Consider the following 21,555-nt stretch of genomic DNA (forward strand, 5'->3'; position numbering starts at 1 on the left):
CGATTTTGAAGAGAAACTTTCTGCACGGCAATGTGCCTGGTGAGTTGTCCCGCGTTGCGAGTGGTTGACCTGCGGTGGGGCGGAGGGTTGCGGGAGGTGGTGATGAAAGTTTCGGAGGTGCATTCTCTACCTGGCGGACATGAAAAGAACTTTCCAGACATATGAGAATGAGGAAAATTTATTCCGAATTGCTCTTGACCTTGGTCGTTGACAGTGGGAAAGCTGTGGCTGGAGAAGCTGCAGTGAAAGGACCCCCCCGAATGGTCACTGTCCGCGCCTTCGCGTCCGGAGACGAGCTCTCACTGGTAGACGCCTGGAACCGGAGCATGCAGGGTGACCCGACCACCTCAGCCTGGTTTCGCGACTGCGTCCTGCTCGACCCCAACTTCGACCCCGAGGGCCTGCGCGTGGCCGTCGCCGGCGGGCGGGTGGTGGGTTGCGCGTACGCCGTCCGCAGGCTCGTCCCGCTCGCCCCCGGCACCGATCTGGAGCCCGACCTCGGCTGGATCCCCTTCTTCTTCGTGGTCCCCGAGCATCGCGGTGGCGGGCTCGGACGGCGGCTGGTGGGGGAGGCGGTGGCGTTCTTGGAGCGCACCGGCCGGACAAAGATTGATTTTTCGTCGTATACGCCGAACTACGTGCTGCCGGGCGCCGACTCCGAGCACTACCCGGACGGCTTCCGCCTGCTGAACGGGCTCGGCTTCACGACGCTGTACTCGCCGGTCGCCATGGACCGCACGCTCGTCGGCTACGTCACCCCCGACGAGGTCCACGAACTGCGCGCCACGCGTGAGAGCGAGGGATACGTCGTCCGCCGCCCGTCCGACGGTGAGTTGCCCGAGCTCATCCGCTTCGCGGCGCAGGTGTTCAACCCCGACTGGGGTGAGGCGATTCGCCTGCATCGCAACCCCGAGCGCATCCTCATCGCGAAAAAGGACCGCATCGTAGGGTTCGCGCTCTACGCCGCCTACCGGGGCATCCCCGAGCGGTTCGGCCCGTTCGGCGTCGACCCCGGCGAGCGCGGCACCGGCCTGGGCAAGATCCTCCTCCACCTGACGATGACGATGATGCGGGCAGAAGGGCTTCATTCGTCGTGGTTCCTCTGGACCGGCGAGGCCAGCCCGGCCGGCCGCCTCTACACCAAGGCGGGCTACGAGGTAACCCGGCGTTTCCACGTGATGAGGCGGGCGTCGTGAGCGAGCCGACAATCGAACACGGCACGCATGGGTTCCGCGCGACCCACGTTCTGGCGATCGGCGCGCACGCGGGCGACCTCGACCTGACGGCGGGCGCCGTCCTGGCCCAGCACGTCCTGCGCGGGGACACGGCGACGCTGCTTCACCTGACGCTCGGCGAACGCGGCCACCCCCGCATGTCGGTCGCCGACTACGCCGCGCAGAAGCGCGAGGAGGCCGAGACGTTCGCCGGCAGGATCGGCGCGGGCGTGCGCTTCCTCGACTACGAGGACGGCCTGCTGCCGGAGGACGAAGAGGTCAAGATGCGGGTCGGCGACCTCATCAGGGAGCTGCGGCCGGACGTCATCCTGACCCATTGGAGCGCGTCCATCCACAAAGATCACGCTCGTACCCACAGGATCGTCGAGGACGCCCGCTTCTACGGCGGCCTGAAGACCCTCGAACGCGACCTGCCCGCCTCCTGGGCGAGCGAGCTCTACTACGCCGACAACTGGGAGGACGCCGAGGGTTTCACCCCCGACGTGTTCGTGGAGATCGGCGAGGAGGCGTACGAGATCTGGTCGCAGGCGATCACCGGCTACGCCTACGCCAGGGGCGAGACCTACGGCTTCCCGTACGTGGACTACTACCGCGCGCTGACGATCGTGCGTGGCGCGCCTGCCGGTTTCGACCGGGCCCAGGCCTTCGCCGCCCCGAAGGGCTCGCGCGACCTGCGCACGAAGTATTTCGGAAAGGCATCCTCGCGATGAAACGCATTCTGGCCGTCGTCGCGGCCCTGGCCGTCGCCGGCTGCTCCGGCAGCGGCTCCACCGCAGGCAAGAGCGGTTCGAGCGCGCCGCCGCTGGTCGTCCACGCCGTGGACGCGGGCACGTTTCAGGAGGACTTCAACCCCTACCACCTCGAAGGCGTGAACTTCGGGACGAGCGGGATGATCCACGAGACCCTCATGTACTTCAACAAGCTCAAGCCCGGCGAGATCACGCCCTGGCTGGCGCTGAAGCACGAGTGGTCGGACAAGGGCAAGTCGGTCACGTTCACGCTCCGCCAAGGGGTGAAGTGGACCGACGGGCAGCCGTTCACCGCCGACGACGTGGCCTTCACCTTCCAGATGCTGAAGGACCACCCGCAGCTCAACAGGAACGCCCTGGAGATCGCGGGCGCCGAGGCGCTCGCGCCGGACAAGGTGCGCATCGACTTCGAGGACACCTCCTACGCCAAGCTGTACAACATCGCCGGCAACTCGCCCATCGTGCCCGAACACCTGTGGAGCAAGCAGCAGGACCCGGTCACGTTCACCAACCCCAAGCCGGTCGGCACCGGGCCCTACACGTTGTCGAAGTTCTCCGCGCAGCTCTACGAGATGGAGAAGAACCCGTCCTACTGGCAGCCCGGCAAGCCCGAGGTGCCGCTGCTGCGCTTCCCCGCCTACACCGCCAATGCTCTGCAGACGGCGCTTCAGCAGGGCGAGGTCGACTGGGCGGGCGCGTTCGTGCCGGACATCCAGAAGATCTTCGTGCAGGGCAAGCCAGAGCAGAACAAGTTCTACTTCCCGCCCGAGGGCGTGGTGACGCTGCTGCCGAACCTGACGAACCCGATCCTGGGCAGACCCGAGGTGCGCCAGGCCATCAGCCTGGCCGTCGACCGCGACAAGATCGTCCGGGTGGCCGAGCGCGGCTACACCAAGGTCGCGCACCCGACCGGCGTGCCGATGCCCGGAGGCGAGGCGTACGTGCCACCCGAGCACCGCGCCGCCGCCTTCAAGGTGGACGTGGCCGCCGCCAAGGAACTGCTCAAGGGCGTCGATCCGGCGAAGCTGAGATTCACGCTGCTGGTGCCCTCGCCGTTCACCGACTGGGTGAACGCCGCCCAGCTCATCCGCGAGGACCTGGCCAAGGTCGGCATCACGGTCGAGACCAGGGGAGTGGCGTTCCAGGACTGGGTGTCCAAGGTCGGCAAGGGCGACTACGACCTGTCGATCAGGGCCACCCCGTCCGGGCCGACGCCTTATTTTCAGCTCCGCTCCATGCTCCACGGCAGCCTGGCCAAGCCCGTCGGCGAGGCCGCCACCGGCAACTACGAGCGGTGGAAGGACGCCGAGACCGACAAGCTCATCGACGCCTACGCCGCCACCGAGGACGAGGCCGAGCAGCAGAAGCTCACGCAGGGGCTCGGCAAGATCATGGTGGACAAGCTCCCGACGCTGCCGCTGTTCTACAGCCCGGCCTGGTCGCAGTTCCGCACCGACAAGTACGTCGGCTGGCCCTCCGAGCAGGACCCGTACGCGATGCCGTCGCCGTACACCTCGCCCGACGCGGCCGTGGTGCTGCTGCACCTGCGGGCCACATGAGGTTCCTGGCCCGGCGGCTCGGCTTCTACCTGCTGACCGCCTGGGCCGCCATCACGCTCAACTTCCTGATCCCCAGGCTCATGCCGGGCGATCCGGTCGAGCTGCTGGTGGCCCGGATGAAGGGGAACGTCGAGCCGGCCGCCATCGACGCGATGCGGCGGGCGTTCGGCATCAGCGACGCGAGCCTGTGGCAGCAGTACCTGGATTATCTCGGCAATCTCGCTCAAGGGGAGCTGGGCCGCTCGATCACCTTCTTTCCCACCGAAGTGTCCACGGTGATCGCCGACAGCCTGCCGTGGACGGTCGGGCTCGTCGGCGTCGCCACGCTCATCAGCTACCTGGTGGGCACCTCGCTCGGCGTGCTGCTGGCGTGGAAGCGGGGCACCTGGCTCGACGGGGTGCTGCCCGCCGCCACGTTCATGCACGCGGTGCCGTACTTCTGGGTGGCGCTGGCGCTGGTGTTCGTCTTCGGGGTGACGCTGCGGTGGTTCCCGGTCAGCCGGGCGTACGGGCTGGACGTGATGCCCGGCTTCACCGGGGAGTTCGCGGGAAGCGTGCTCTACCACGCGGCACTGCCCGCCGTGACGATCGTGGTCGCCTCGATGGCCGACAGGATCCTCGGCATGCGCAACGTCATGGTCACCACCCTGGGCGAGGACTACGTCGTGATGGCCGAGGCCAAGGGGCTGACCAGCCGGCGGGTCATGTGGGCGTACGCGGCCCGCAACGCGATCCTGCCGAACATCACCAGCTTCGCCCTGTCGCTCGGCTTCGTCGTCGGCGGCTCGGTGCTGACGGAGATCGTCTTCTCGTACCCGGGTATCGGGTCGATGCTCCTCAAAGGGGTCGAGAACGAAGACTTCCCGCTCATGCAGGGCATCTTCCTCGTCATCTCACTGGCCGTGCTCGTCGCCAACTTCCTGGCCGACCTGGCGTACGTGGTGCTCGACCCCCGGACCAGGCAGGAGTCCGAATGAAGATCAAGACAGGGATCGGCATCCTGGCCTTCTTCACGCTGATGGCCCTGTTCGGGCCGCTGCTCATCGGCGCCGACCCGGCCGCGACCAGCGAGGCCGGCCTGCAGGGCCCCTCGGCGCGGCACTGGCTCGGCACCACGCAGACCGGGCAGGACGTGCTGACCCAGATCGTGTACGGCGCCCGCGTCTCGATGGGCGTCGGCGTGCTCTCCGCGATGATCGCCACCGTGATCGCCGTCGCGGTCGGCCTGGTCGGCGGCTACGTCGGCGGCGCGGTGGACGAGGCGCTGTCGGTGCTCACCAACATCTTCCTGGTGCTGCCCGCCCTGCCGCTGATCATCGTGCTGGCCGGCTACCTGCCGCAGCGCGGGGTCGCCTCGGTGGCCGTGGTGATCGCGGTGACCGGCTGGGCCTGGGGCGCCCGGGTGCTGCGCGCCCAGACCCTGTCCGTACGGCGGCGCGACTTCGTCCAGGCCGCGCGGGCGAGCGGCGAGGGGCCGCTGCGCATCGTGTTCTTCGAGATCCTGCCGGTGCTGCTGCCCGTCATCGCCACCAGCTTCCTGGCCACCGTGGTCGCCGCGATCCTGGCCGAGGCCGGGCTGTCGTTCCTCGGGCTGGCCGACCTGTCCACGGTGAGCTGGGGCAGCATGCTCTATTTCGCACAGAACGGTCAGGCGCTGCTCATCGGGGCATGGTGGTGGTTCATCCCGCCCGGCCTGTGCATCGCGCTCATCGGCACCGGGCTGGCGCTGGTGAACTTCGGCATCGACGAGATCGCCAACCCCCGCCTGCGGACCGTCAAGGCACGTCGGAAGGCCCGCGCATGAACGTCATGGAGATCCGCGACCTGTCCGTCGACTACCTGTCGAACTCCGGCGCCGTGCACGCGGTCGCGGGCGTCTCGCTCGACCTGCGGCGCGGCGAGATACTCGGCCTCGCGGGGGAGAGCGGCAGCGGCAAGTCCACGCTGGCGGGCGCCGTGGCCCGGCTGCTGCGCCCGCCCGCCGCGATCACCTCGGGCTCCGTCACCTACCACCGCCAGGACGGCACCGCCGTCGACGTGCTGGCCCTGGGCGGGAACGCGCTCAGGGCGTTCCGGTGGAAGGAACTGGCCGTCGTCTTCCAGAGCGCCATGAACTCTCTCAACCCGGTCAGCACGGTCGGCGCCCAGATCGACGACGTCCTGCGCGTCCACGTGCCCGGCATGTCCCGCGACGACCGCGCCGAGCGCACGACCGAGCTGCTCAAAGGCGTCGGCATCAGCGCCGACAGGCGGCGCTCCTACCCGCACGAGTTGTCCGGCGGCATGCGGCAGCGCGCCGCCATCGCCATCGCGCTCGCGCTCAACCCCGAGATCATCATCATGGACGAGCCGACGACCGCCCTCGACGTGGTGATCCAGCGCGACATCCTCCACGAGATCAGGACACTCAAGGACGAGTACGGCTTCGCGGTCGTCTTCATCACCCACGACCTGTCACTGCTCATGGAGATCTCCGACAGGATCGCCATCATGTACGCGGGCCGTGTCGTGGAGACCGGCACCGCCAAGGAACTGCACCGGGCGCCGCGGCATCCGTACACGCTGGGCCTGCTCCGCTCGTTCCCCCGCCTGCGCGGGCCGCGCGAGGAACTCCTGGGCATCCCCGGCACCCCGCCCGATCTGAGGGCGTTGCCCACCGGATGCGCCTTCCATCCGCGTTGCGGGCGGGCCATGGCGGAATGCTCGTCGGAACTGCCCGTACTGGACGACGGGGTGGCGTGCCTGCTGAACGGCGGCCACGGTTTGGAGAGTCATGATCGTTCTTGAGGGGCGGAACCTCACCAAGCACTTCACCGCCGCTCGCGGGCCGCGCGGCCGGCTCGGCAGGAAGCCGCCGGTGCGGGCCGTGGAGGACGTCTCGATCGCGCTGCGGGCCGGCTCGGTGACCGCGCTGGTCGGGGAGAGCGGCTGCGGCAAGAGCACGGTCGCCCGGCTGCTCGCGCAGGTGTACCCGGCCACGTCAGGGGAGGTGCTGCTGCGTGGCGAGCCCGTACGGGCGCATCGCGGCGCGGCCTTCCGCGACTACCGGCGGCAGGTGCAGCTCATCTTCCAGGACCCGTTCGCGTCCCTGAACCCCTTCCATCGTGTGCGCTACCACCTGGGCAGGCCGCTGCGCATCCACGGACACGCCCGCTCGTCCACGCACGAAAGGGAACTGGTCGCCGAACTGCTCGAACGCGTCAGCCTCACACCGGTCGAGCAGTTCATGGACAAACTGCCGCACGAGCTGTCCGGCGGGCAGCGGCAGCGCGTGGCCATCGCGCGGGCGCTGGCGGTGCGGCCCGTGGCCCTGATCGCCGACGAGCCCGTCTCGATGCTCGATGTGTCCATCAGGCTCGGCGTGCTGCGGCTGCTGGAGCGGCTGGCCGCCGAGAGCGGGCTGGCGCTCCTGTACATCACGCACGACATCGCCGGCGCCCGCTACTTCGCCGAGGACATCACCGTGATGTACGCGGGGCGGCTGATCGAGAGCGGCCCCAGCGAGCAGCTCACGCAGGAGGCGCGGCATCCCTACACGCGGCTGCTGCTGGACTCGGCGCCCGACCCCGACCGGGTGACGCCGCCCGAGGCCACGCGGCACGGCGAGCCGCCCAGTCTGATCGACCCGCCGGGCGGGTGCCGGTTCCATCCGCGGTGTCCGGTGGCGTTGCCGGTCTGCTCGCAAGAGGCGCCGGAACGTACCGAACTGGGCGACGGCCACTGGACGCACTGCTGGCAGGCCCGCTAAAGGGAGGTCCGGTAGCGCGCCGCCAGCGCCGCGGCCGTCTCGCCCAGCCGCGCCCGCAACTCGGCGGGCGCGAGCACCTCGGCGTCGGTCCCCAACCGGAGGAACTCGGCCAGCGCGTGCTCCACCGACTCGATCGGCACCGTGACCCGCGTCCAGCCCTCCTCATCCGGCGGCTGCGCGCTGTCCCTGGCCGCCGCCACCACGCCCGGCGTCATCAGGTTGGCCAGCCGTTCCAGCCCGCGCGGCGACAGCCGCACCACCGCCTCGCCCTGCCTCAGCCGGGCCTCGAACTCGGTCAGGTACTCCTGCCAGTAGGCCGCCAGGTCGAAGCCGTCAGGACGGGTGAAGCCCTCGGGGAGCGGGCGCAGGTCGAGGATCTGGGAGACGCGGTAGGTGCGGATCTCCTCGCCGGAGCGCGCCACGAGATACCAGCGCCCGGCCTTGACGATCAGCCCGTACGGCTCCAGCCGCCGCGCCACCTCCTGCGGCGCCTTCCACCGGCGGTATCTGATCTGGATGACGCGCTCGTTCCAGACCGCGTCGGCCACCGCGGGCAGACAGGGCACCGGCTCGCGGTCGCGGTACCACGTGGGGGCGTCCAGGTGGAAGCGCTCCTGGATGCGGCCGGCCCGGTCGCGCAGTTCGACGGGGAGCGCGGCCATCAGCTTGAGCTGGGCGGCCGCGACCACCGCGCCCAGGCCAAGCTCGGCCGCGGGACCCGGCAGACCCGCCAGGAACAGGGACTCGGCCTCGTCCGTGGTCAGCCCGGTGAGCCGGGTCCTGTAGCCGTCGAGGAGCTGGTAGCCGCCGTTCGGGCCCGCGTCGCCGTACAGGGGGATGCCGGCGGAGTGCAGGGACTCGACGTCGCGGTAGACCGTGCGCACGGAGACCTCGAGCCGCTCGGACAGCTCCCGCGCGGTCATCCGGCCGCGCGTCTGCAGGAGCAGCAGGATCGAGACCAGCCGGGAAGCACGCACAATCGCTGACACTACCTGTCAGTGGTCACGCCTTACGTTCGGTTGCGTGAACGATTTCGACTTTTTCGCCGGCCGCTGGAACGTCGTCAACAGGCGGCTCGTGAAGGCCCTCGCCGGCAGCGACGAATGGGACGAGTTCCCCGGACATTCGGTCGCCACCCGGCACTTCGACGGCGCGGCCAACTTCGACGAGATCGCCTTCCCGACGAAGGGATTCAGCGGGCTGACCGTGCGCGTCTACAACCCGGACACCCAGAAGTGGGCCATCCACTGGGCGAGCAGCACGAGGGGCGTGCTCGACACCGTGCCCATGGTGGGTGGGTTCGAGGGGAATCGAGGGGAGTTCTATGGAGAGGAGAACCATGAGGGCAGACGGGTGCGCTGCCGGTTCATCTGGACGGTCGCCGGCCCCGACGCGGCCCGGTGGGAGCAGGCGTTCTCCTCGGACGACGGGCTGACCTGGGAGACGAACTGGACCATGGACTTCACCCGAGCCTGACCACGTTCGCGGCCGGGAGTGCGCGGGTCGAGGTGTCGGCGTTGCCGCGGATCCACAGCAGCGCCGCCACCGCGACGGCCGCGATCAGCAGCACCAGCCCGCCGGCCAGGATCACCCACCACCAGGCCGACTTCGGCGGCTTGGCCTCGTAGTGCGGCACGTCGGGGAGCATGTCCGGCGTGTACGGCAGCCGCTGCGTCCTGAGCGGTTCCGGAGATGGGTGCGGGGTCTGGGAAGGTGGGGTGGCCGGGGGTGGGGCGGGGTGCGGGAAACGGCGCCTGATCGTCTGGTTGGGATCGAAGTCCTGGCCGCCAGGTTGCTCTCGAGTCATGATCCCCTCGGAAAGTGTCGGCTTACGCGGACATTGTCACACTTGCACCCCCAGCCCCGTCCACGATGCATGACTTCTGTACTCGTGACAGGCGGCAGCGGACGGCTCGGCCGGGCCCTGCTCGGAGTTCTGGCCGGAGCCGGGTTCGACGTGCGGGCGACCAGCAGGACCGCCAGACCGGCGGGCGACGGCGTGCGATGGCTGGTCGCGGACCTGACGACCGGCATGGGGGTGACGGAGGCCGTGGCCGGGGCGGACACGATCGTGCACCTGGCCTCGGCGCCGTACAAGGGCAGGTACACGCTGCGGGTGGAGCTCCATGGGACGTCGCTGCTGCTGGCGGCGGCCCGTGAGAGCGGGGCGCGGCATCTCGTCTACACCTCGATCGTGGGGGCTGACCAGGTGCCATGGGGATATTTCCGGACAAAGGTGCGAGCAGAGCGGCTCGTCCGGGGCGGCGGCGCGCCGTGGACGATCGTGCGTCTCACGCAGTTCCACGGGTTCGTGGACCAGGCGTTGCGCGGGATGGCCAGACTCGGCGTCCTGGTCGCCGATCCCGGGATCCCGGCACAGCCCGTGGACGTCGCGGACGCGGCCGCGCGCCTGGCGTCGGTTGTCAGGCGCGGCCCCGGTGGCGAGATCGAGGAGTACGGCGGGCCGCAGACGCTGACCATGGCCGAGGCCGCCGAGACCTGGCTACGGGTCCGCGGGCTGCGCAGGCCGGTGCTGCGGATGCGGGTGCCCGGCGGGCTCGGCCGCGCCTTCAGAGCCGGTCACCTGGCCACGAAGGCGCAGCCGACCGGCGAGATCACGTGGGAGGACTACCTGCGGCGCCCCTGAACCGCCGGCCTTCGCCGAAAGGCCGCAGGGCTTCCGGCTTCAGCGCGGGCCTTCGCCGTAGGGCGGCTGGGGCGGCGTCTGCCAGCCGGGCTGCTGGCCTGGTTGGTGCCCCGGTTGGTGGCCGGGCTGCGGGCTCTGCCGGCCCGGCTGCTGCTGCCACTCGGACGCTGGCTGCTGCCATGCGGGCCCCTGCGGCCCGGCGGGCGTGGGCGGGTTGCGCCGCGCGACCACGGCCCAAATCAGCAGCCCCGTGCCGATCACCTCGAAGAGCAGCGAGAGCACGTTGCCGACGGTGAAGAGCATGTTGAGGCTCATGCCGAACGTGTCGCTCAGCATCGGGAGCGCCAGGCCGCGCAGGGTGTTGAACACCAGCCCGAGCAGCAGGACGATGCAGCCCACCATTCCGATCGTGGCGGCGGAGCCGTGGTTGCGTCTGCCCATGGCGGTCATGACGATGCCGGCGAGCAACAGGACACCCATCACGGCGAACGCGATGAGACCAATGATCAAAAGGGACGTCGTGTCGGTCATCTCGGTCATCAAGAACACCGTACATGAACGTTTCCCGGCCTCACGAGGGGGCGCGTAGTTCCTCCACCGCCCGGCTGAGCGTGTTCAGGTCGAGGGGGCCCTGGTGACGCCGGCCGTTCAGGAAGAGGGTGGGGGTGCCGCGCACGCCGCTCTCCCGGCCCGACTCCTCGTCGCGGGCGATCCTGGCGACGTGCTCGGGCACGTTCGTCCAGGGCTGGACGGCCAGCTCGGCCGCGTAGTGTTCGAGGTCGGCGTCGGTGAGGAAACGCTGGTTGTCGTAGAGGATGTCGTGCATCTCCCAGAACCGCCCCTCGTCGGCCGCCGCCTCGGACACGATCGCGGCGGGCGCCGCCCGCGGGTGCAGGGTCCGCAGCGGGAAGTGCCGGAACACCAGCCGCACGTCCTTGGGGTACTTTCTGCGCAGTTCCTCCAGGACCGGATGGAGCCGCCCGCAGTAGGGGCACTCGAAGTCGCCGTACTCCACGATCGTCACCTTGGCGTTCTCAGGACCGCGCACGCGGTCTTCGGGCCCGACCGGCTCCGACAGCAGCTCGGGCAGCTCCTCCTCGGGCTCGGCCTCGGGCGGCGCGCACACCCCGCCCCGGTCCCAGGCCAGGCGGAAGATCACCCAGCCGAGCACGGCGGACATCAGCGACCCCGCCAGGATCCCGATCTTCGCCTGGTCGTGGATGACCGGATCCTTGAAGGCCAGGTCCACGATGAACAGCGCGACCGTGAACCCGATCCCCGAGACGGCGGCGCCGCCCAGCAGCTGACCCCAGACCAGGTTCCCCGGCAGCACGCCCCATCCGAACCGCAGCGGCAGCCACGTGCCGAGCGAGATGCCGACGAACTTGCCGACCAGCAGCCCCAGCGCCACGCCGATGGCCACGGGGGAGGTGAGCGCGGCCCGCAGGGTCTCGCCGTCGAGCCGGACCCCGGCGTTGGCCAGGGCGAAGACCGGCACGATGACGAAGGCGCTCCAGGGCTGGAGCCGCAGCTGCAGCCGCTCGTTGACGGAGACCGCCCGCTGGACCCGCCGCGCGGCCTCCCTGGCCGCCTGCGCGCTGGGCTCGCTGGTGAACTCCTGTACGGCCTCCCCGGCGAGCAGCAGCTTGTGGTCGCTGGGCGCGTAGACGAACACCAGGACGCCCAGCGCGATGCCGACCAGCGTCGGATGGATCCCGCTCTGCAAGGTCGCCACCCAGAGCGCGAACCCGAGCACGATGTAGGCCGGCGCCCGCCAGATCTTCAGCCACCGCAGCGTCACGATGGCCGCCAGCAGCGCGGCGGCGGCGAACAGGGCGGGAAAGGAGACGCCCGCCGTGTAGAACAGCGCGATGATCATGATGGCCAGCACGTCGTCCACGATCGCCAGCGTCAGCAGGAACGCCCGCAGCGGATCGGGGCACCGGGCCCCCACGACGGCGAGCACGCCCAGCACGAAGGCGGTGTCGGTGGCGATCGGCACCCCCCACCCGCCCGCGCCGGGCCCGCCGAAGTTGAACAGCAGGTAGACGCCGGCGGGCACGAGCATGCCGCCGAGCGCCGCGATGGCCGGGACGGCGATCAGCCGCCTGTCCCTCAGCTGCCCGAGCCGCACCTCATAGGAGACTTCGAGCCCGATGAGGAAGAAGAAGACGGTCATGAGGCCGTCGTTGACCCAGTGGCGCAGGTCGAGGGAGAAGGAGGCGTCGGCGAAGGAGATGCCCATCGGCGTGTGCCAGAAGGCCTCGTAGGTGTCGCCCCACGGCGAGTTGGCCCACAGCAACGCGAGCACGGTGGCGGCCAGCAGCACGCTCGTACTGCCCGCCTCGGTCCTCAGGAACGCCCGCAACATCTGGAAACTCCCCCGGAACCGATCCTAGAGGCCGCCGATTCTCCGGCTTCCCGCAGGGACCCGCTCTCGTAGGATGATGATGTGCGCGGTCTTCTTCGCTCCGTGTGGAACGAGCCGCGTCCCCCCGACCCGCCCCGGCGGGTATGGCGGGACTGGGCGCTCGTGGGTGTGCTTCTCCCGGTCGCGGTGCTCGAAGGGGCCCTGCGGACGGACCTCCCGTGGCGGGCCGTCGCCATGGCCGTCACCATCGGGCTGATCCCCACACTGCTCTGGCGGCGCACCAGGCCGCTGCTGGTGGTCACGATCGTCTTCTCCGCCACGACGCTGGCGCCCTTGCTGACGGGCGGGGTCCGCGTGGAGACGAACACGATGGCCTTCCTGCTGATCGTGGTCTACGCGCTGTTCCGGTGGGGGTCGGGGCGCGAGGCCGTGCTCGGGCTGGCGACCATGGTGGTCGCGGTCGGCATCTCGGCGCTCTGGTACGACCTGGTTCCCGGCGACGCCTTCGCCGCGTTCGCGGTCATGTCGTCGGGCGTCGGGCTGGCCGTGGCGCTGCGCTACCGGGCCAGGGCGCGGATGCGCGAGTTCGACCAGGTCAAACTGCTCGAACGCGAGCAGCTCGCCCGCGACCTGCACGACACGGTCGCCCATCACGTCTCGGCGATGGCCATTCGCGCCCAGGCGGGCCTGGCGACCTCGGCGTCCCATCCTGACGCCGCGACCGACGCGTTACGGGTGATCGAGGCCGAGGCGTCGCGCACGCTGGCCGAGATGCGGGCGATGGTCCGCGTGCTGCGTCGTAGTGAGCCGGCGGAGCTGGCCCCCGGCCGGCAGATCGCCGATCTGGCGCAGCTCGCGGGCAGGGCCGAGGCCGGCCTGTCGGTCGACGTGCGGATTCTCGGCGACCTCGACGACGTCCCGCCCTCGGTCGGTGCCGCGATCTACCGCATCGCGCAGGAGTCGGTGACCAACGCCAGGCGGCACGCCCGCCACGCCAGTCGCATCGAGGTCAGCGTGGCCGCCGACGACGCTTCGGTGCGTCTGCGCGTCAGCGACGACGGCGACAACTCCTCGAATCGCCCGATCTCCTCGGCGGGCTACGGCCTCATGGGCATGATCGAACGCGCGGGGCTGCTCGGCGGCACCTGCGAGGCCGGCCCGAACCCCGGCCGGGGCTGGACCGTGACCGCCGAGCTGCCCAGGGCGGGGGCGTCGAGGTGAACATCAGGGTGGTCGTCGCCGACGACCAGGAGATCGCCCGCACCGGGCTGCGGATGATCCTCGACGCCCAGCCCGGCATCGAGGTGGTCGGCGAGGCCGCCGACGGCCGGCGGGCGGTTGAGCTCGCCCGCCGCCTGCGGCCCGACGTGTGCCTGTTCGACATCCGCATGCCGAGCCTCGACGGCATCGAGGCCACCCGCTCGGTGGCCGGGCCGTCCGTCGAGGATCCGATCGCGGTCGTCGTCATCACCACCTTCGACCTCGACGAGTACGTCTACGCCGCGCTCAGGGCCGGCGCCAGGGGCTTCCTGCTCAAGGACGCGGGGCCCGACCTGCTGGCCCAGGCCGTCAGGGCCGCCGCGGGCGGCGACGCGCTCATCGCCCCGAACGTCACCGCGCGGCTGCTGGCCGCCTTCGCCGGTTCCGGCCGGGCCGGCAGGCCGATCAAGCCCATCGAGGCCCTCACAGGGCGGGAGGAGGAGATCCTGGTCACCGTGGCGCGCGGGCGCACCAACAGCGAGATCGCCGACGAACTGCACATCTCGCTCAGCACCGTCAAGAGTCACATCGCGCGCCTGATGACCAAGCTCGGCGTGCGCAACCGCGTGGAGATCGCCATGTGGGCCTACGAGACCAACCGCGTCAGGTTCTGAACCAGCCGATCGGCCACGGAAAAGGTCGTACTTTCGGCTGTAGAACAGGCATGCGGGCATTGCCGACACTGGGGTCACAACCACAGCGATTCGGAGAATCCGATGAAGGCGTTCGTCCTGAGCTCCTACGGCCCGCCCGACAACCTCCAGCTCACCGACCTGCCCACGCCCGCTCCCGGCCGAGGCGAGGTGCTCATCCGCGTGCGCGCCACCTCCGTCCAGCCCTACGACTGGCACTTCATGCGCGGAGAGCCGTACCTGGCCCGCGTCATGCCCGGCGGCCTCGGGCTGCGCCGGCCGGCGCTGCCCGTCCTCGGCGCCGACATAGCGGGCCTGGTGGAGGCGGTCGGCCCCGGCGTGACCGGGTTCGGCCCGGGCGACGAGGTGTACACGATGTCCAAGCAGGGCGGCTTCGCGCAGTACGCCTGCGTGCCTGCCGACGACCTGGCGCCCAAGCCGCGGAACCTGACGTTCGAGGAGGCGGCGGCCGTGCCGCTGGCGGCCGGCACCGCCCTGCTGGCGCTGCGCGACGACGGTCAGGTCAAGAAGGGGGACAACGTACTGATCAACGGGGCCTCCGGCGGCGTGGGGACGTTCGCCGTGCAGCTCGCCAAGGCGTTCGGCGCGCACGTCACCGGCGTCTGCGGGCCGCGCAACATCGACCTGGTGCGCTCACTCGGCGCGGACGAGGTGATCGACTACTCCAAGGAGGACTTCACCCTCGGCGGGCGGCGCTACGAGGTGTTCCTGGACATCGCCGGCAACCGTCCTGCCTCGGCCGGCCTCAGGATGCTGACGCGTAAGGGCGCCTACGTCCTGGTCGGCGGCCGCTCGGGCCGCTGGGTGCAGCCGGCGGGGCGGATGTTCTCGATCATGGCGAGGGGCCCGTTCATCTCCCAGCGCGTGCTCAGGACGGACGTGGTGAACCGCACGGACAACGGGCGCAACCTGATGACGCTGACCGAGCTCATCGAGGCCGGCAAGCTCACCCCGGTCATCGACAGGAGCTACACGTTCGAGGAGATCCCCTCGGCTGTCAGGTACCAGGAGGAGGGGCATGCGGCCGGCAAGGTCGTCGTCACGCACTGATCATCGGAAGAACAGGTAGAAGGCCGCGTCGCGCGCCAGCAGGAAGCCGACGATCGCGATCGTCCAGCTCAGGGCCGACTCCGCGTGCTTGGCCAGCCAGGCACGCAGCCGCTCCAGCTTCGGCTCCGCCCAGGACCCGGCGAATCCGCGCAACCCCATGAGCACCAGCGTCGGCACGATCATGATCAGTACGTACGCGGCCAGCGTCGGCACCCACTGCGCGGCGGTCAGTTCCGAGGTCGTCATCAGGCCGATCGCCGCCAGGTAGGGCACCATCGTGGCCACCTCCAGCACCCCGGCGGTCAGCCCCAGCAGCACCATGACCCTGGGCCCGCCCACGCGCGGCTCGAAGCGGCGTTCCGGTTTGCCGAGCTTCCTGCGCCGCTTGGGGTCGAACCGGAAGCTCAGCACGAACAGTCCCACGCCGATCGCGAGCTGCGCCCAGCGGGCGGGGGCGCTGTGCAGCGCGTCGCCGAACTGGTCGAGCGCCGCCGACAGTCCCAGCATGAGTGCCACGCCCACCAGGAAGTAGAAGACGGTGACGGTGGCGAGGTAGATCAGCAGTCGCGACACCCACGACCGGCCCGGCGCCAGCAGCAGGAACAGGGGGATGCCGAGCGTGCCGAAACTGGTGCTGTCGACGATCGCGAGGCCCGCGAGGGCGAGCAGCAGTCCGATGGTCATGCGACGATCATGGCGGTGCGGGGCCGGTGATCACCTCCTCCGGCGGGGTGAACCCGGTGTACATCCTTGTGCGCATTCACCGCTCTTCGGCGGCGGCGCTCTGCGCCCACTCGGCCCAGTCGGCCAGGGCCTGGTAGAGGCGGTGCCCGGCTTCGGCGGCGATCCGCAACGAGCGGGTCTGCGGCCCGTCGCCGAACTCGCCTCGGTCTTTCGCCTCGGCGAACCCCCGGTACCGCGCGGCCTCCTGGGCGAAGAAGGCCGCCTCGGTCTCCAGGTGCCTGCGCAGATCCTGCGGCTCCATCAGCCAGAAGAACGCCGAGCGCAGCAGTGACTGGATCCGCAGCGTGTGGTCGACCTCGCCCGAGGTCAGCCACTCCCGGATCGCGCGCAGCCCCTCCTCGGTGATGCGGTACGCCTTGCGCCGGCGCGGCCCCTCGCTCTCGACCTCGATGAGCCCTTCGGCGGCCAGCCGGTTGAGCTCGGCGTAGATCTTCGGCTGCTGGGCCGGCCACACGGAGCCGAGCATCTGCTCGAAGCGGCGTGCCAGGTCGTAGCCGCTGGCCGGGCCTTCAGCGAGCAGGCCGAGCAGGCCGTAGCGCAACGACATCCACACACTCCTCACGTCCTCCTCCATCTTGACAGGTCCTCGGGAACGCGGGCACTCTTCACATGTACCTAAGTACATGTCCCTAGGTGAGTATGGAGGAGGATCTTCATGTCGAAAGCCGTTCTGATCACGGGGGCGTCGGGAGGCATCGGCCAGGCCCTGGTCAAGGCCGCCGCCGACAAGGGCTACACCGTCTTCGCCGGCGTGCGCGGCGAGACGCCGGCCCTGGCCGGGCAGGGGAACGTGCGCCAGGTGAGGTTCGACGTGACCGACCCTGACGCCGTCGCGGCCGCCGCCAAGCAGGTCGAGCGCGAGGCAAACGATCGAGGGCTGGCAGCCGTGATCAACAACGCGGGCGTGATCGTGCGGGGGCCGGTGGAACTCGTGCCACCCGCGGAGTTGCGCCGCCAGTTCGAGGTCAACACCTACGGCCCGGCGTTCGTCACCCAGGCGTTCCTTCCGCTGCTGCGGACGGGCGGCGGCCGGGTGATCAACATCAGCGCGGCGACCGCCAGGCAGCCCATGCCGTTCATGGCGGCGCTGTCGGGCAGCAAGGCGGCCCTGGCGGCGATGTCCCAGGCCCTGCGCATGGAGCTGGCCACGTGGGGCATCCCGGTCGTGCTCGTCGAGCCGAGCAGCACCGCCACCGAGATCTTCGACAAGGCCGACGACGCCGCCAGGGCCGCGCTCGCCCTGGCCGACCCCGGCAGGGTCGCGCTCTACGCCGCCCACCTGGCCGCGGTCGGCAAGGCCATGGCCGCTCAGAAGCCGGGGCAGGTCGAGCCCGTGGTGCGCACGGTGCTGGCCGCGCTGCAGGCCCGCAGGCCCAGGCGCCTGTACGTGGCGCCTGGCGACGCCCGCCTGGTGGGCCTGCTCACCCATCTGCCCGCGGGCCTGCGGGAACGGCTGGTCACCGGCACCCTCGGCCTCGCGGGCGGATGAGCGTCTTTCAGAGACCGCGCAGATACGCCAACGACGGGGCGAAGAAGTACTCGCCGCCCTTCATCGTGACCGTCTGAGCCACCTGGGCCTGTGGCGGCGACAACTCGGGCTGACCCCACGCCTTCGGGAAGGAGACCTGGAGGTCGCGCGGACCCTGCCCGATGACCGGGTCGAGGCCGGTCCCCGGTTTCTGGAACTTCGGGTTGTTCGCCCACTTCTGCTGGGTGAACTCGAACTGGCTCACCAGCGCGCCGTTGAACGCCATGAACAGCAGCCCGACGCCCCCGGTCGGCCGGTCCTGCGGCGGCGAGTCGTCCCAGGGCTGGTCGGTACGCGTGCCGTAAGTCTGACCGCGCCTGGCCATGAGCACCTCACGCCCGAACGAACGCGGGTTCGTCTTCCTGATGTGCGCGCTGAAGGGGCACCTGGTGCCGTCGTCGCCGTCATAGACGAAGTCGTTGGGCACCGGCCCGCCGCTCGGCTTGGGCTTGCTGGTCAGCGGCGTGCCGTCCCTGAAACGGCCGACGAGCATGGCGCCCGCCCGCTCGCGGTCGATGCCGGTCAGGCTGAGGCCGTTGGCCAGGTCCTGCTCGATCTGCCTGAACGCCCGCACGTTCTGCTCCAGCTTCCTGAAGACCAGGTAGCTGCCGTGGTGCTGGACGGGGTTCGGCGAGAGAGGGTCGGGCAGCAGGGCGTTGCCCAGCGGGAAGAACGGGTTCCACACCGTCGCCGGCTCCGCGTCCACGTCGTCCTTCAGGAACAGCGGCTGGCTGCGGCCGTCCACGTAGCCGAAGTGCTCGATGCCGTCGCCGGCCGGGTTGCGCAGGCCCAGCCCGATCTCCTTGCCGAGCACTTGGGCGCTGGCCGGCAGCTCGCCGAGGATCTCCTCGCGCAGCGCGTCCACCGTGCCGGGCGTGGCGTCGCCGATCAGGATGACGGCGTGGATCTCCAGCCGGTACGCCTGCTCCCACTCCTCCACCGGCGGGTCGGAGACCAGGGTGATCCGCTGCTTCATCCCGGCGCGGAACGTCTCGTCCGCGAACAGGCTCACCTCGGCGTCGGAGTGGCCGAGAGCGTGGTAACCGGCCTGGCTGACGCCGACGCCCACGTAGGGCGTGCCCTCCATGCCCGTGACGACGAAGTCGCGCAGCTCCTCCAGATGCGTGCGCGCCGACTTCATCTTGGTCGAGGCGAGGTTGCGCAGGAACGCCTTGCCCTCGGCCGCGTCGTTGAACTGCACCAGCAGCACGGACATGTGCTCGCGCACGTGCGCGTGCAGGATGTTCGGCTGGAGGTTGTCGAGCATGGCCTTGGTGTCCGCGTCGAGCGTGGGCGAGTCCCAGGCCAGGGGGTGTTGATTTTCCAGGTCGACAGGCATCGTCGAATCCCTTCCCCGTTTCGGAAACGAAATCGGGCCCCCTGGCGCGTCGTTCCGCGGAACGCCTTCCACGAGTCCCCCATATTTCTTTGACGCGCCGCACCTGCGCGATTCTGAGGGGGTGGGAAAATCTCCGCAAATTCGACTATCAGCCGACGGTGAGGGCCGTCCTGGCCATGCCGCCGTTCGCGCAGGAAACCGTCACGTTTCCGGACCTGGCCGACGGCTGCCGCCTGGTTTCGGCCACCCCGGTCAGCGGCTACACCGCCAAGATCGCCCGCGCCGACGGCTGGATCAGGGTGGACCTGGCCAAGGACGGGCACGGCACGGGCGTGTTCTGCATCGGGCACGAGCGGCGCACCGACACCTGGGAGTACTGACTGGCCGGCTACAGCGGACGAGGTAGCGGCGCCGCCTCCCTGAGGACGATTGCCGCGCTGCCGTCCGGTGCCACTGTGGAAGGATGGACGCACTCCGCAGAGCACTCGGCGCGCTCTCCTGCCTCTACGCGCTGATCTTCTTCTCTTTCGCGCTCTCGCACGCGGGGATCGGCCTGTTCCCGCTGGGCGAGCCCGTGATCGTCCCGGCCGCGATCGTGGAGACGCTGTGCGGCGGGGCGGTGCTGGCCGGGGCGTACGGCGCGCTGACCGGCCGCGAGTGGGCGTGGGACGGGCTGATCTACACCCACGCGGGCGCGCTGGCGGGCGTGCTGCTCGGCATCGTGGCGGTGGCGCTGGGGGCGGCGAACGAGGTGACGGGGCTGCTCATGTGGTACCACGGCATCATGGCGACGGCGCTGGCCGCTGGTCTGGCGGGCTCGTTCTACGTCTCCAGGGTGCGCAGATAGGCGGCGGCCTCGATGATCTGCTCCTCGGTGAAGACCCGGATGCCCTCGCCTTCCAGCAGCGCCGTGGTCACGCCCTGCCCGGCGACGCGCCGTCCCGCGAACGTGCCGTCGTAGACGGCCAGGGTGCCGCACGACGGGCTGCCCTCCTTCAGCACCGCCAGCCGGACGCCGGCCGCCCGTGCCGCGTCGAGCGCCGCCCGCGCGCCCGCCACGAACGCGGCGGTCACGTCGGAACCGTCGGCCGCCAGCACGCGGGCCGCTCCTGACAGCACGGCGGCCCCGCCCGCGCCGCCCTCGATCTCGGCGGCGGGCCGGGGGATCGGCAGCCCGCCCTCCACCTCGGGGCAGAACGGCACCAGCCGCCCCTCCTCGCGCCACCTGGCGAGGAGGGTGTCGGAGCTGGTCTTCGCGCCGCCGTCGTAACGCACTCTGCGGCCCATCAGGCAGGCGCTGACGAGGATTTTCTCCACGACTTCGATCCTATGAGCGCGATCGGCACCAGCGAGACGGAGGTCAGCACGATCGCGCACCAGAAGGCGTAGGTGAACGGCTGCGCCACGTCCGCCCTGGTGAACACCTGCAGCAGGACGGTCAGCGCCGCGACGCCGAGGGGCGCGGCCAGCCGTACCACGATCGTGCTCAACGTGGTCGCGCCGGGGATGGCGGCCGGCTCCAGCGTCTTGAACGCCGCGGCCATCACCGAGGCCGACACCAGCCCGTGCCCGAGCCCGAGCACGAAGATCGGCATGGGACCGCCGAACACCACGAACGCCACCACCCCCGCCACGGCGACCACCACGCCCGTCGCGCCCACGCCGCGCGGCCCCCTGCTGTCGGTGAGCTTGCCCGCGAGCGGCATGGTGATCGCCGCGCCGATCCCCATCGGGGCCAGCAGCAGCCCGGCGTCCAGGGCGCTGCCGCCCCGCGCGAGCTGGCTGTAGAGCGGCACCAGCACCGTGACGCCGAACGTCGCGGCCGAGTAGCACGCGAGCGCCGCCACCGCCGAGGCGAACGTGCGGTCGCCGAACAGCCGCAGGCCCACCAGCGCCCCCGGGACCCGTAGCGCCCGCACCGCGAAGGCGACGACCAGGACCACGCCGATCCACAGCGCCGGGTGCAGCAGGGAGGCCCCGTTTCCCACTTCGGTCAGGCCGTAGACCAGGGCGGCCAGTCCGGGCGAGAGCAGGGCCAGGCCCAGCACGTCGAGCCGCTGCGGCTGCGCGCCGCCCGTGCGGGGCAGCAGCAGGAGCGCCGCCAGCAGCGCCGCCGCGCACAACGGCACGTTGACCAGGAACATCCAGCGCCAGCCGAGGCCCTCCACGATCACGCCGCCGAGCGGCGGCCCGAGGACGGGCGCCAGCATCGCGGGGACCGAGATCATGCCCATCGCGCGGCCCATCCGCTCCTTGCCCGCGGCCTGGGCCAGCATCATCTGGCCCACGGGCAGGAGCAGGCCCCCGCCCAGGCCCTGCACCGCGCGGAAGGCGACGAGGCTCCCGACCGACCAGGCCGTGGCGCACAGCGCGGAGCCGGCGATGAACAGCACGAGCGAGACGAACCACACCTTCGCGCTGCCGAACCTGCCGACCGCCCACCCGGTGACCGGCACCGTCATCGACAGCGCCAGCAGGTAGCCGGTGACCACGCCCTGCATGCCGGCGGGCGTCGTGCGGAACTCGCGGGCCAGGGTGCCGAGCGCGACGTTGACGATCGTGGTGTCGAGCATCGTCATCACGACGCCCAGGAGGACGACCAGGCCGGTCGCCACAAGAGGATCTCGTACGCTGTATCGCATGTCGTACAACGTATCACTTTCGTACAGTGT

General features: G+C 70.4%; 24 protein-coding genes. 15 read left to right on the forward strand and 9 right to left on the reverse strand.

Annotated elements, in window-relative coordinates:
• The first annotated feature begins 260 nt into the window (after positions 1–260).
• Genes ACFOY2_RS03705 through ACFOY2_RS03735 form a run of 7 tightly spaced genes read left to right on the forward strand, consistent with a single transcriptional unit; the run spans position 261 to position 7,291 of the window.
• A complete protein-coding gene (locus ACFOY2_RS03705; protein WP_379526477.1) occupies positions 261–1,196 on the forward strand; it encodes a GNAT family N-acetyltransferase in 936 nt (311 codons plus the stop codon).
• A complete protein-coding gene (locus tag ACFOY2_RS03710; protein WP_379526478.1) occupies positions 1,193–1,945 on the forward strand; it encodes a PIG-L deacetylase family protein in 753 nt (250 codons plus the stop codon). Before ACFOY2_RS03705 ends, ACFOY2_RS03710 begins: the two co-directional genes overlap by 4 nt.
• Entirely contained in the window at positions 1,942–3,543 is a 1,602-nt protein-coding gene (locus ACFOY2_RS03715; protein ID WP_379526479.1) for an ABC transporter substrate-binding protein, read from the forward strand. The genes ACFOY2_RS03710 and ACFOY2_RS03715 overlap by 4 nt, the downstream gene beginning before the upstream one ends.
• On the forward strand, positions 3,540–4,520 hold the full coding sequence (locus ACFOY2_RS03720; RefSeq protein WP_379526480.1) for an ABC transporter permease: 981 nt from the start codon (positions 3,540–3,542) through the stop codon (positions 4,518–4,520). Before ACFOY2_RS03715 ends, ACFOY2_RS03720 begins: the two co-directional genes overlap by 4 nt.
• Complete coding sequence (locus ACFOY2_RS03725) at positions 4,517–5,347, forward strand: ABC transporter permease (protein WP_379526481.1); 831 nt, start codon at positions 4,517–4,519, stop codon at positions 5,345–5,347. The genes ACFOY2_RS03720 and ACFOY2_RS03725 overlap by 4 nt, the downstream gene beginning before the upstream one ends.
• The gene (locus tag ACFOY2_RS03730) at positions 5,344–6,330 is read left to right on the forward strand and encodes an ABC transporter ATP-binding protein (RefSeq protein WP_379526482.1); all 987 of its coding nucleotides are present in this window, start codon (positions 5,344–5,346) and stop codon (positions 6,328–6,330) included. Before ACFOY2_RS03725 ends, ACFOY2_RS03730 begins: the two co-directional genes overlap by 4 nt.
• Positions 6,317–7,291: an ABC transporter ATP-binding protein gene (locus ACFOY2_RS03735; RefSeq protein ID WP_379526483.1), complete on the forward strand. Its 975-nt coding sequence runs from the start codon at positions 6,317–6,319 to the stop codon at positions 7,289–7,291. Before ACFOY2_RS03730 ends, ACFOY2_RS03735 begins: the two co-directional genes overlap by 14 nt.
• Here ACFOY2_RS03735 and ACFOY2_RS03740 read toward each other — a convergent pair.
• The gene (locus tag ACFOY2_RS03740) at positions 7,288–8,268 is read right to left on the reverse strand and encodes a helix-turn-helix transcriptional regulator (protein WP_379526484.1); all 981 of its coding nucleotides are present in this window, start codon (positions 8,266–8,268) and stop codon (positions 7,288–7,290) included. The genes ACFOY2_RS03735 and ACFOY2_RS03740 overlap by 4 nt on opposite strands.
• A 46-nt stretch (positions 8,269–8,314) precedes the next feature.
• Here ACFOY2_RS03740 and ACFOY2_RS03745 point away from each other — a divergent pair, with 46 nt between their 5' ends.
• Positions 8,315–8,767 carry a hypothetical protein gene (locus tag ACFOY2_RS03745; protein ID WP_379526485.1) on the forward strand — a complete coding sequence of 151 codons (453 nt, stop codon included), beginning with the start codon at positions 8,315–8,317 and terminating at the stop codon, positions 8,765–8,767.
• On the opposite strand, the gene ACFOY2_RS03750 is transcribed toward ACFOY2_RS03745, so the two are convergent.
• Entirely contained in the window at positions 8,754–9,098 is a 345-nt protein-coding gene (locus tag ACFOY2_RS03750; protein ID WP_379526486.1) for a hypothetical protein, read from the reverse strand. The genes ACFOY2_RS03745 and ACFOY2_RS03750 overlap by 14 nt on opposite strands.
• 69 nt (positions 9,099–9,167) lie before the next feature.
• Between ACFOY2_RS03750 and ACFOY2_RS03755 the strand changes: the two genes are divergently transcribed.
• Positions 9,168–9,938 (forward strand): SDR family oxidoreductase, encoded by a 771-nt coding sequence (locus ACFOY2_RS03755; RefSeq protein WP_379526487.1) that lies wholly within the window; start codon positions 9,168–9,170, stop codon positions 9,936–9,938.
• Positions 9,939–9,977: 39 nt separating this feature from the next.
• On the opposite strand, the gene ACFOY2_RS03760 is transcribed toward ACFOY2_RS03755, so the two are convergent.
• Both ACFOY2_RS03760 and nhaA read right to left on the reverse strand, forming a co-directional pair.
• Positions 9,978–10,478 (reverse strand): hypothetical protein, encoded by a 501-nt coding sequence (locus ACFOY2_RS03760; RefSeq protein WP_379526488.1) that lies wholly within the window; start codon positions 10,476–10,478, stop codon positions 9,978–9,980.
• A gap of 31 nt (positions 10,479–10,509) precedes the next feature.
• Positions 10,510–12,309: a Na+/H+ antiporter NhaA gene (gene nhaA, locus ACFOY2_RS03765; protein WP_379526489.1), complete on the reverse strand. Its 1,800-nt coding sequence runs from the start codon at positions 12,307–12,309 to the stop codon at positions 10,510–10,512.
• Between the two features lie 81 nt (positions 12,310–12,390).
• Here nhaA and ACFOY2_RS03770 point away from each other — a divergent pair, with 81 nt between their 5' ends.
• The 3 genes from ACFOY2_RS03770 (at position 12,391) to ACFOY2_RS03780 (ending at position 15,272) form a co-directional block, all read left to right on the forward strand.
• Positions 12,391–13,530, forward strand: coding sequence for a sensor histidine kinase (locus ACFOY2_RS03770; RefSeq protein ID WP_379526490.1), 1,140 nt, complete (start codon positions 12,391–12,393; stop codon positions 13,528–13,530).
• Entirely contained in the window at positions 13,527–14,183 is a 657-nt protein-coding gene (locus tag ACFOY2_RS03775; RefSeq protein ID WP_379526491.1) for a response regulator, read from the forward strand. The genes ACFOY2_RS03770 and ACFOY2_RS03775 overlap by 4 nt, the downstream gene beginning before the upstream one ends.
• Before the next feature lie 102 nt (positions 14,184–14,285).
• Positions 14,286–15,272 (forward strand): NAD(P)-dependent alcohol dehydrogenase, encoded by a 987-nt coding sequence (locus ACFOY2_RS03780; protein WP_379526492.1) that lies wholly within the window; start codon positions 14,286–14,288, stop codon positions 15,270–15,272.
• Here the strand turns inward: ACFOY2_RS03780 and ACFOY2_RS03785 are convergent, their stop codons facing one another.
• Together ACFOY2_RS03785 and ACFOY2_RS03790 are read right to left on the reverse strand one after the other, a co-directional pair.
• Positions 15,273–15,956: a GAP family protein gene (locus ACFOY2_RS03785; protein WP_379526493.1), complete on the reverse strand. Its 684-nt coding sequence runs from the start codon at positions 15,954–15,956 to the stop codon at positions 15,273–15,275. It abuts the gene before it with no gap.
• Positions 15,957–16,032: 76 nt separating this feature from the next.
• Positions 16,033–16,563: a PadR family transcriptional regulator gene (locus tag ACFOY2_RS03790; protein WP_379526494.1), complete on the reverse strand. Its 531-nt coding sequence runs from the start codon at positions 16,561–16,563 to the stop codon at positions 16,033–16,035.
• 108 nt (positions 16,564–16,671) lie between these two features.
• On the opposite strand from ACFOY2_RS03790, the gene ACFOY2_RS03795 reads away from it, so the two are divergent.
• Complete coding sequence (locus tag ACFOY2_RS03795; protein WP_379526495.1) at positions 16,672–17,505, forward strand: SDR family NAD(P)-dependent oxidoreductase; 834 nt, start codon at positions 16,672–16,674, stop codon at positions 17,503–17,505.
• Between the two features lie 7 nt (positions 17,506–17,512).
• On the opposite strand, the gene ACFOY2_RS03800 is transcribed toward ACFOY2_RS03795, so the two are convergent.
• Positions 17,513–18,883, reverse strand: coding sequence for a Dyp-type peroxidase (locus tag ACFOY2_RS03800; protein ID WP_379526496.1), 1,371 nt, complete (start codon positions 18,881–18,883; stop codon positions 17,513–17,515).
• A 158-nt stretch (positions 18,884–19,041) separates the two neighbouring features.
• Here ACFOY2_RS03800 and ACFOY2_RS03805 point away from each other — a divergent pair, with 158 nt between their 5' ends.
• The gene (locus ACFOY2_RS03805) at positions 19,042–19,263 is read left to right on the forward strand and encodes a hypothetical protein (protein ID WP_379526497.1); all 222 of its coding nucleotides are present in this window, start codon (positions 19,042–19,044) and stop codon (positions 19,261–19,263) included.
• Positions 19,264–19,346: 83 nt separating this feature from the next.
• Positions 19,347–19,730: a hypothetical protein gene (locus tag ACFOY2_RS03810; protein ID WP_379526498.1), complete on the forward strand. Its 384-nt coding sequence runs from the start codon at positions 19,347–19,349 to the stop codon at positions 19,728–19,730.
• Here ACFOY2_RS03810 and ACFOY2_RS03815 read toward each other — a convergent pair.
• Positions 19,706–20,200: a DUF523 domain-containing protein gene (locus tag ACFOY2_RS03815; protein ID WP_379526499.1), complete on the reverse strand. Its 495-nt coding sequence runs from the start codon at positions 20,198–20,200 to the stop codon at positions 19,706–19,708. The genes ACFOY2_RS03810 and ACFOY2_RS03815 overlap by 25 nt on opposite strands.
• The gene (locus ACFOY2_RS03820; RefSeq protein WP_379526500.1) at positions 20,170–21,525 is read right to left on the reverse strand and encodes a DHA2 family efflux MFS transporter permease subunit; all 1,356 of its coding nucleotides are present in this window, start codon (positions 21,523–21,525) and stop codon (positions 20,170–20,172) included. Before ACFOY2_RS03820 ends, ACFOY2_RS03815 begins: the two co-directional genes overlap by 31 nt.
• Positions 21,526–21,555: the final 30 nt, after the last annotated feature.

This window comes from Nonomuraea purpurea (assembly GCF_042650645.1).
Classification (GTDB): Bacteria; Actinomycetota; Actinomycetes; order Streptosporangiales; family Streptosporangiaceae; genus Nonomuraea; species Nonomuraea purpurea.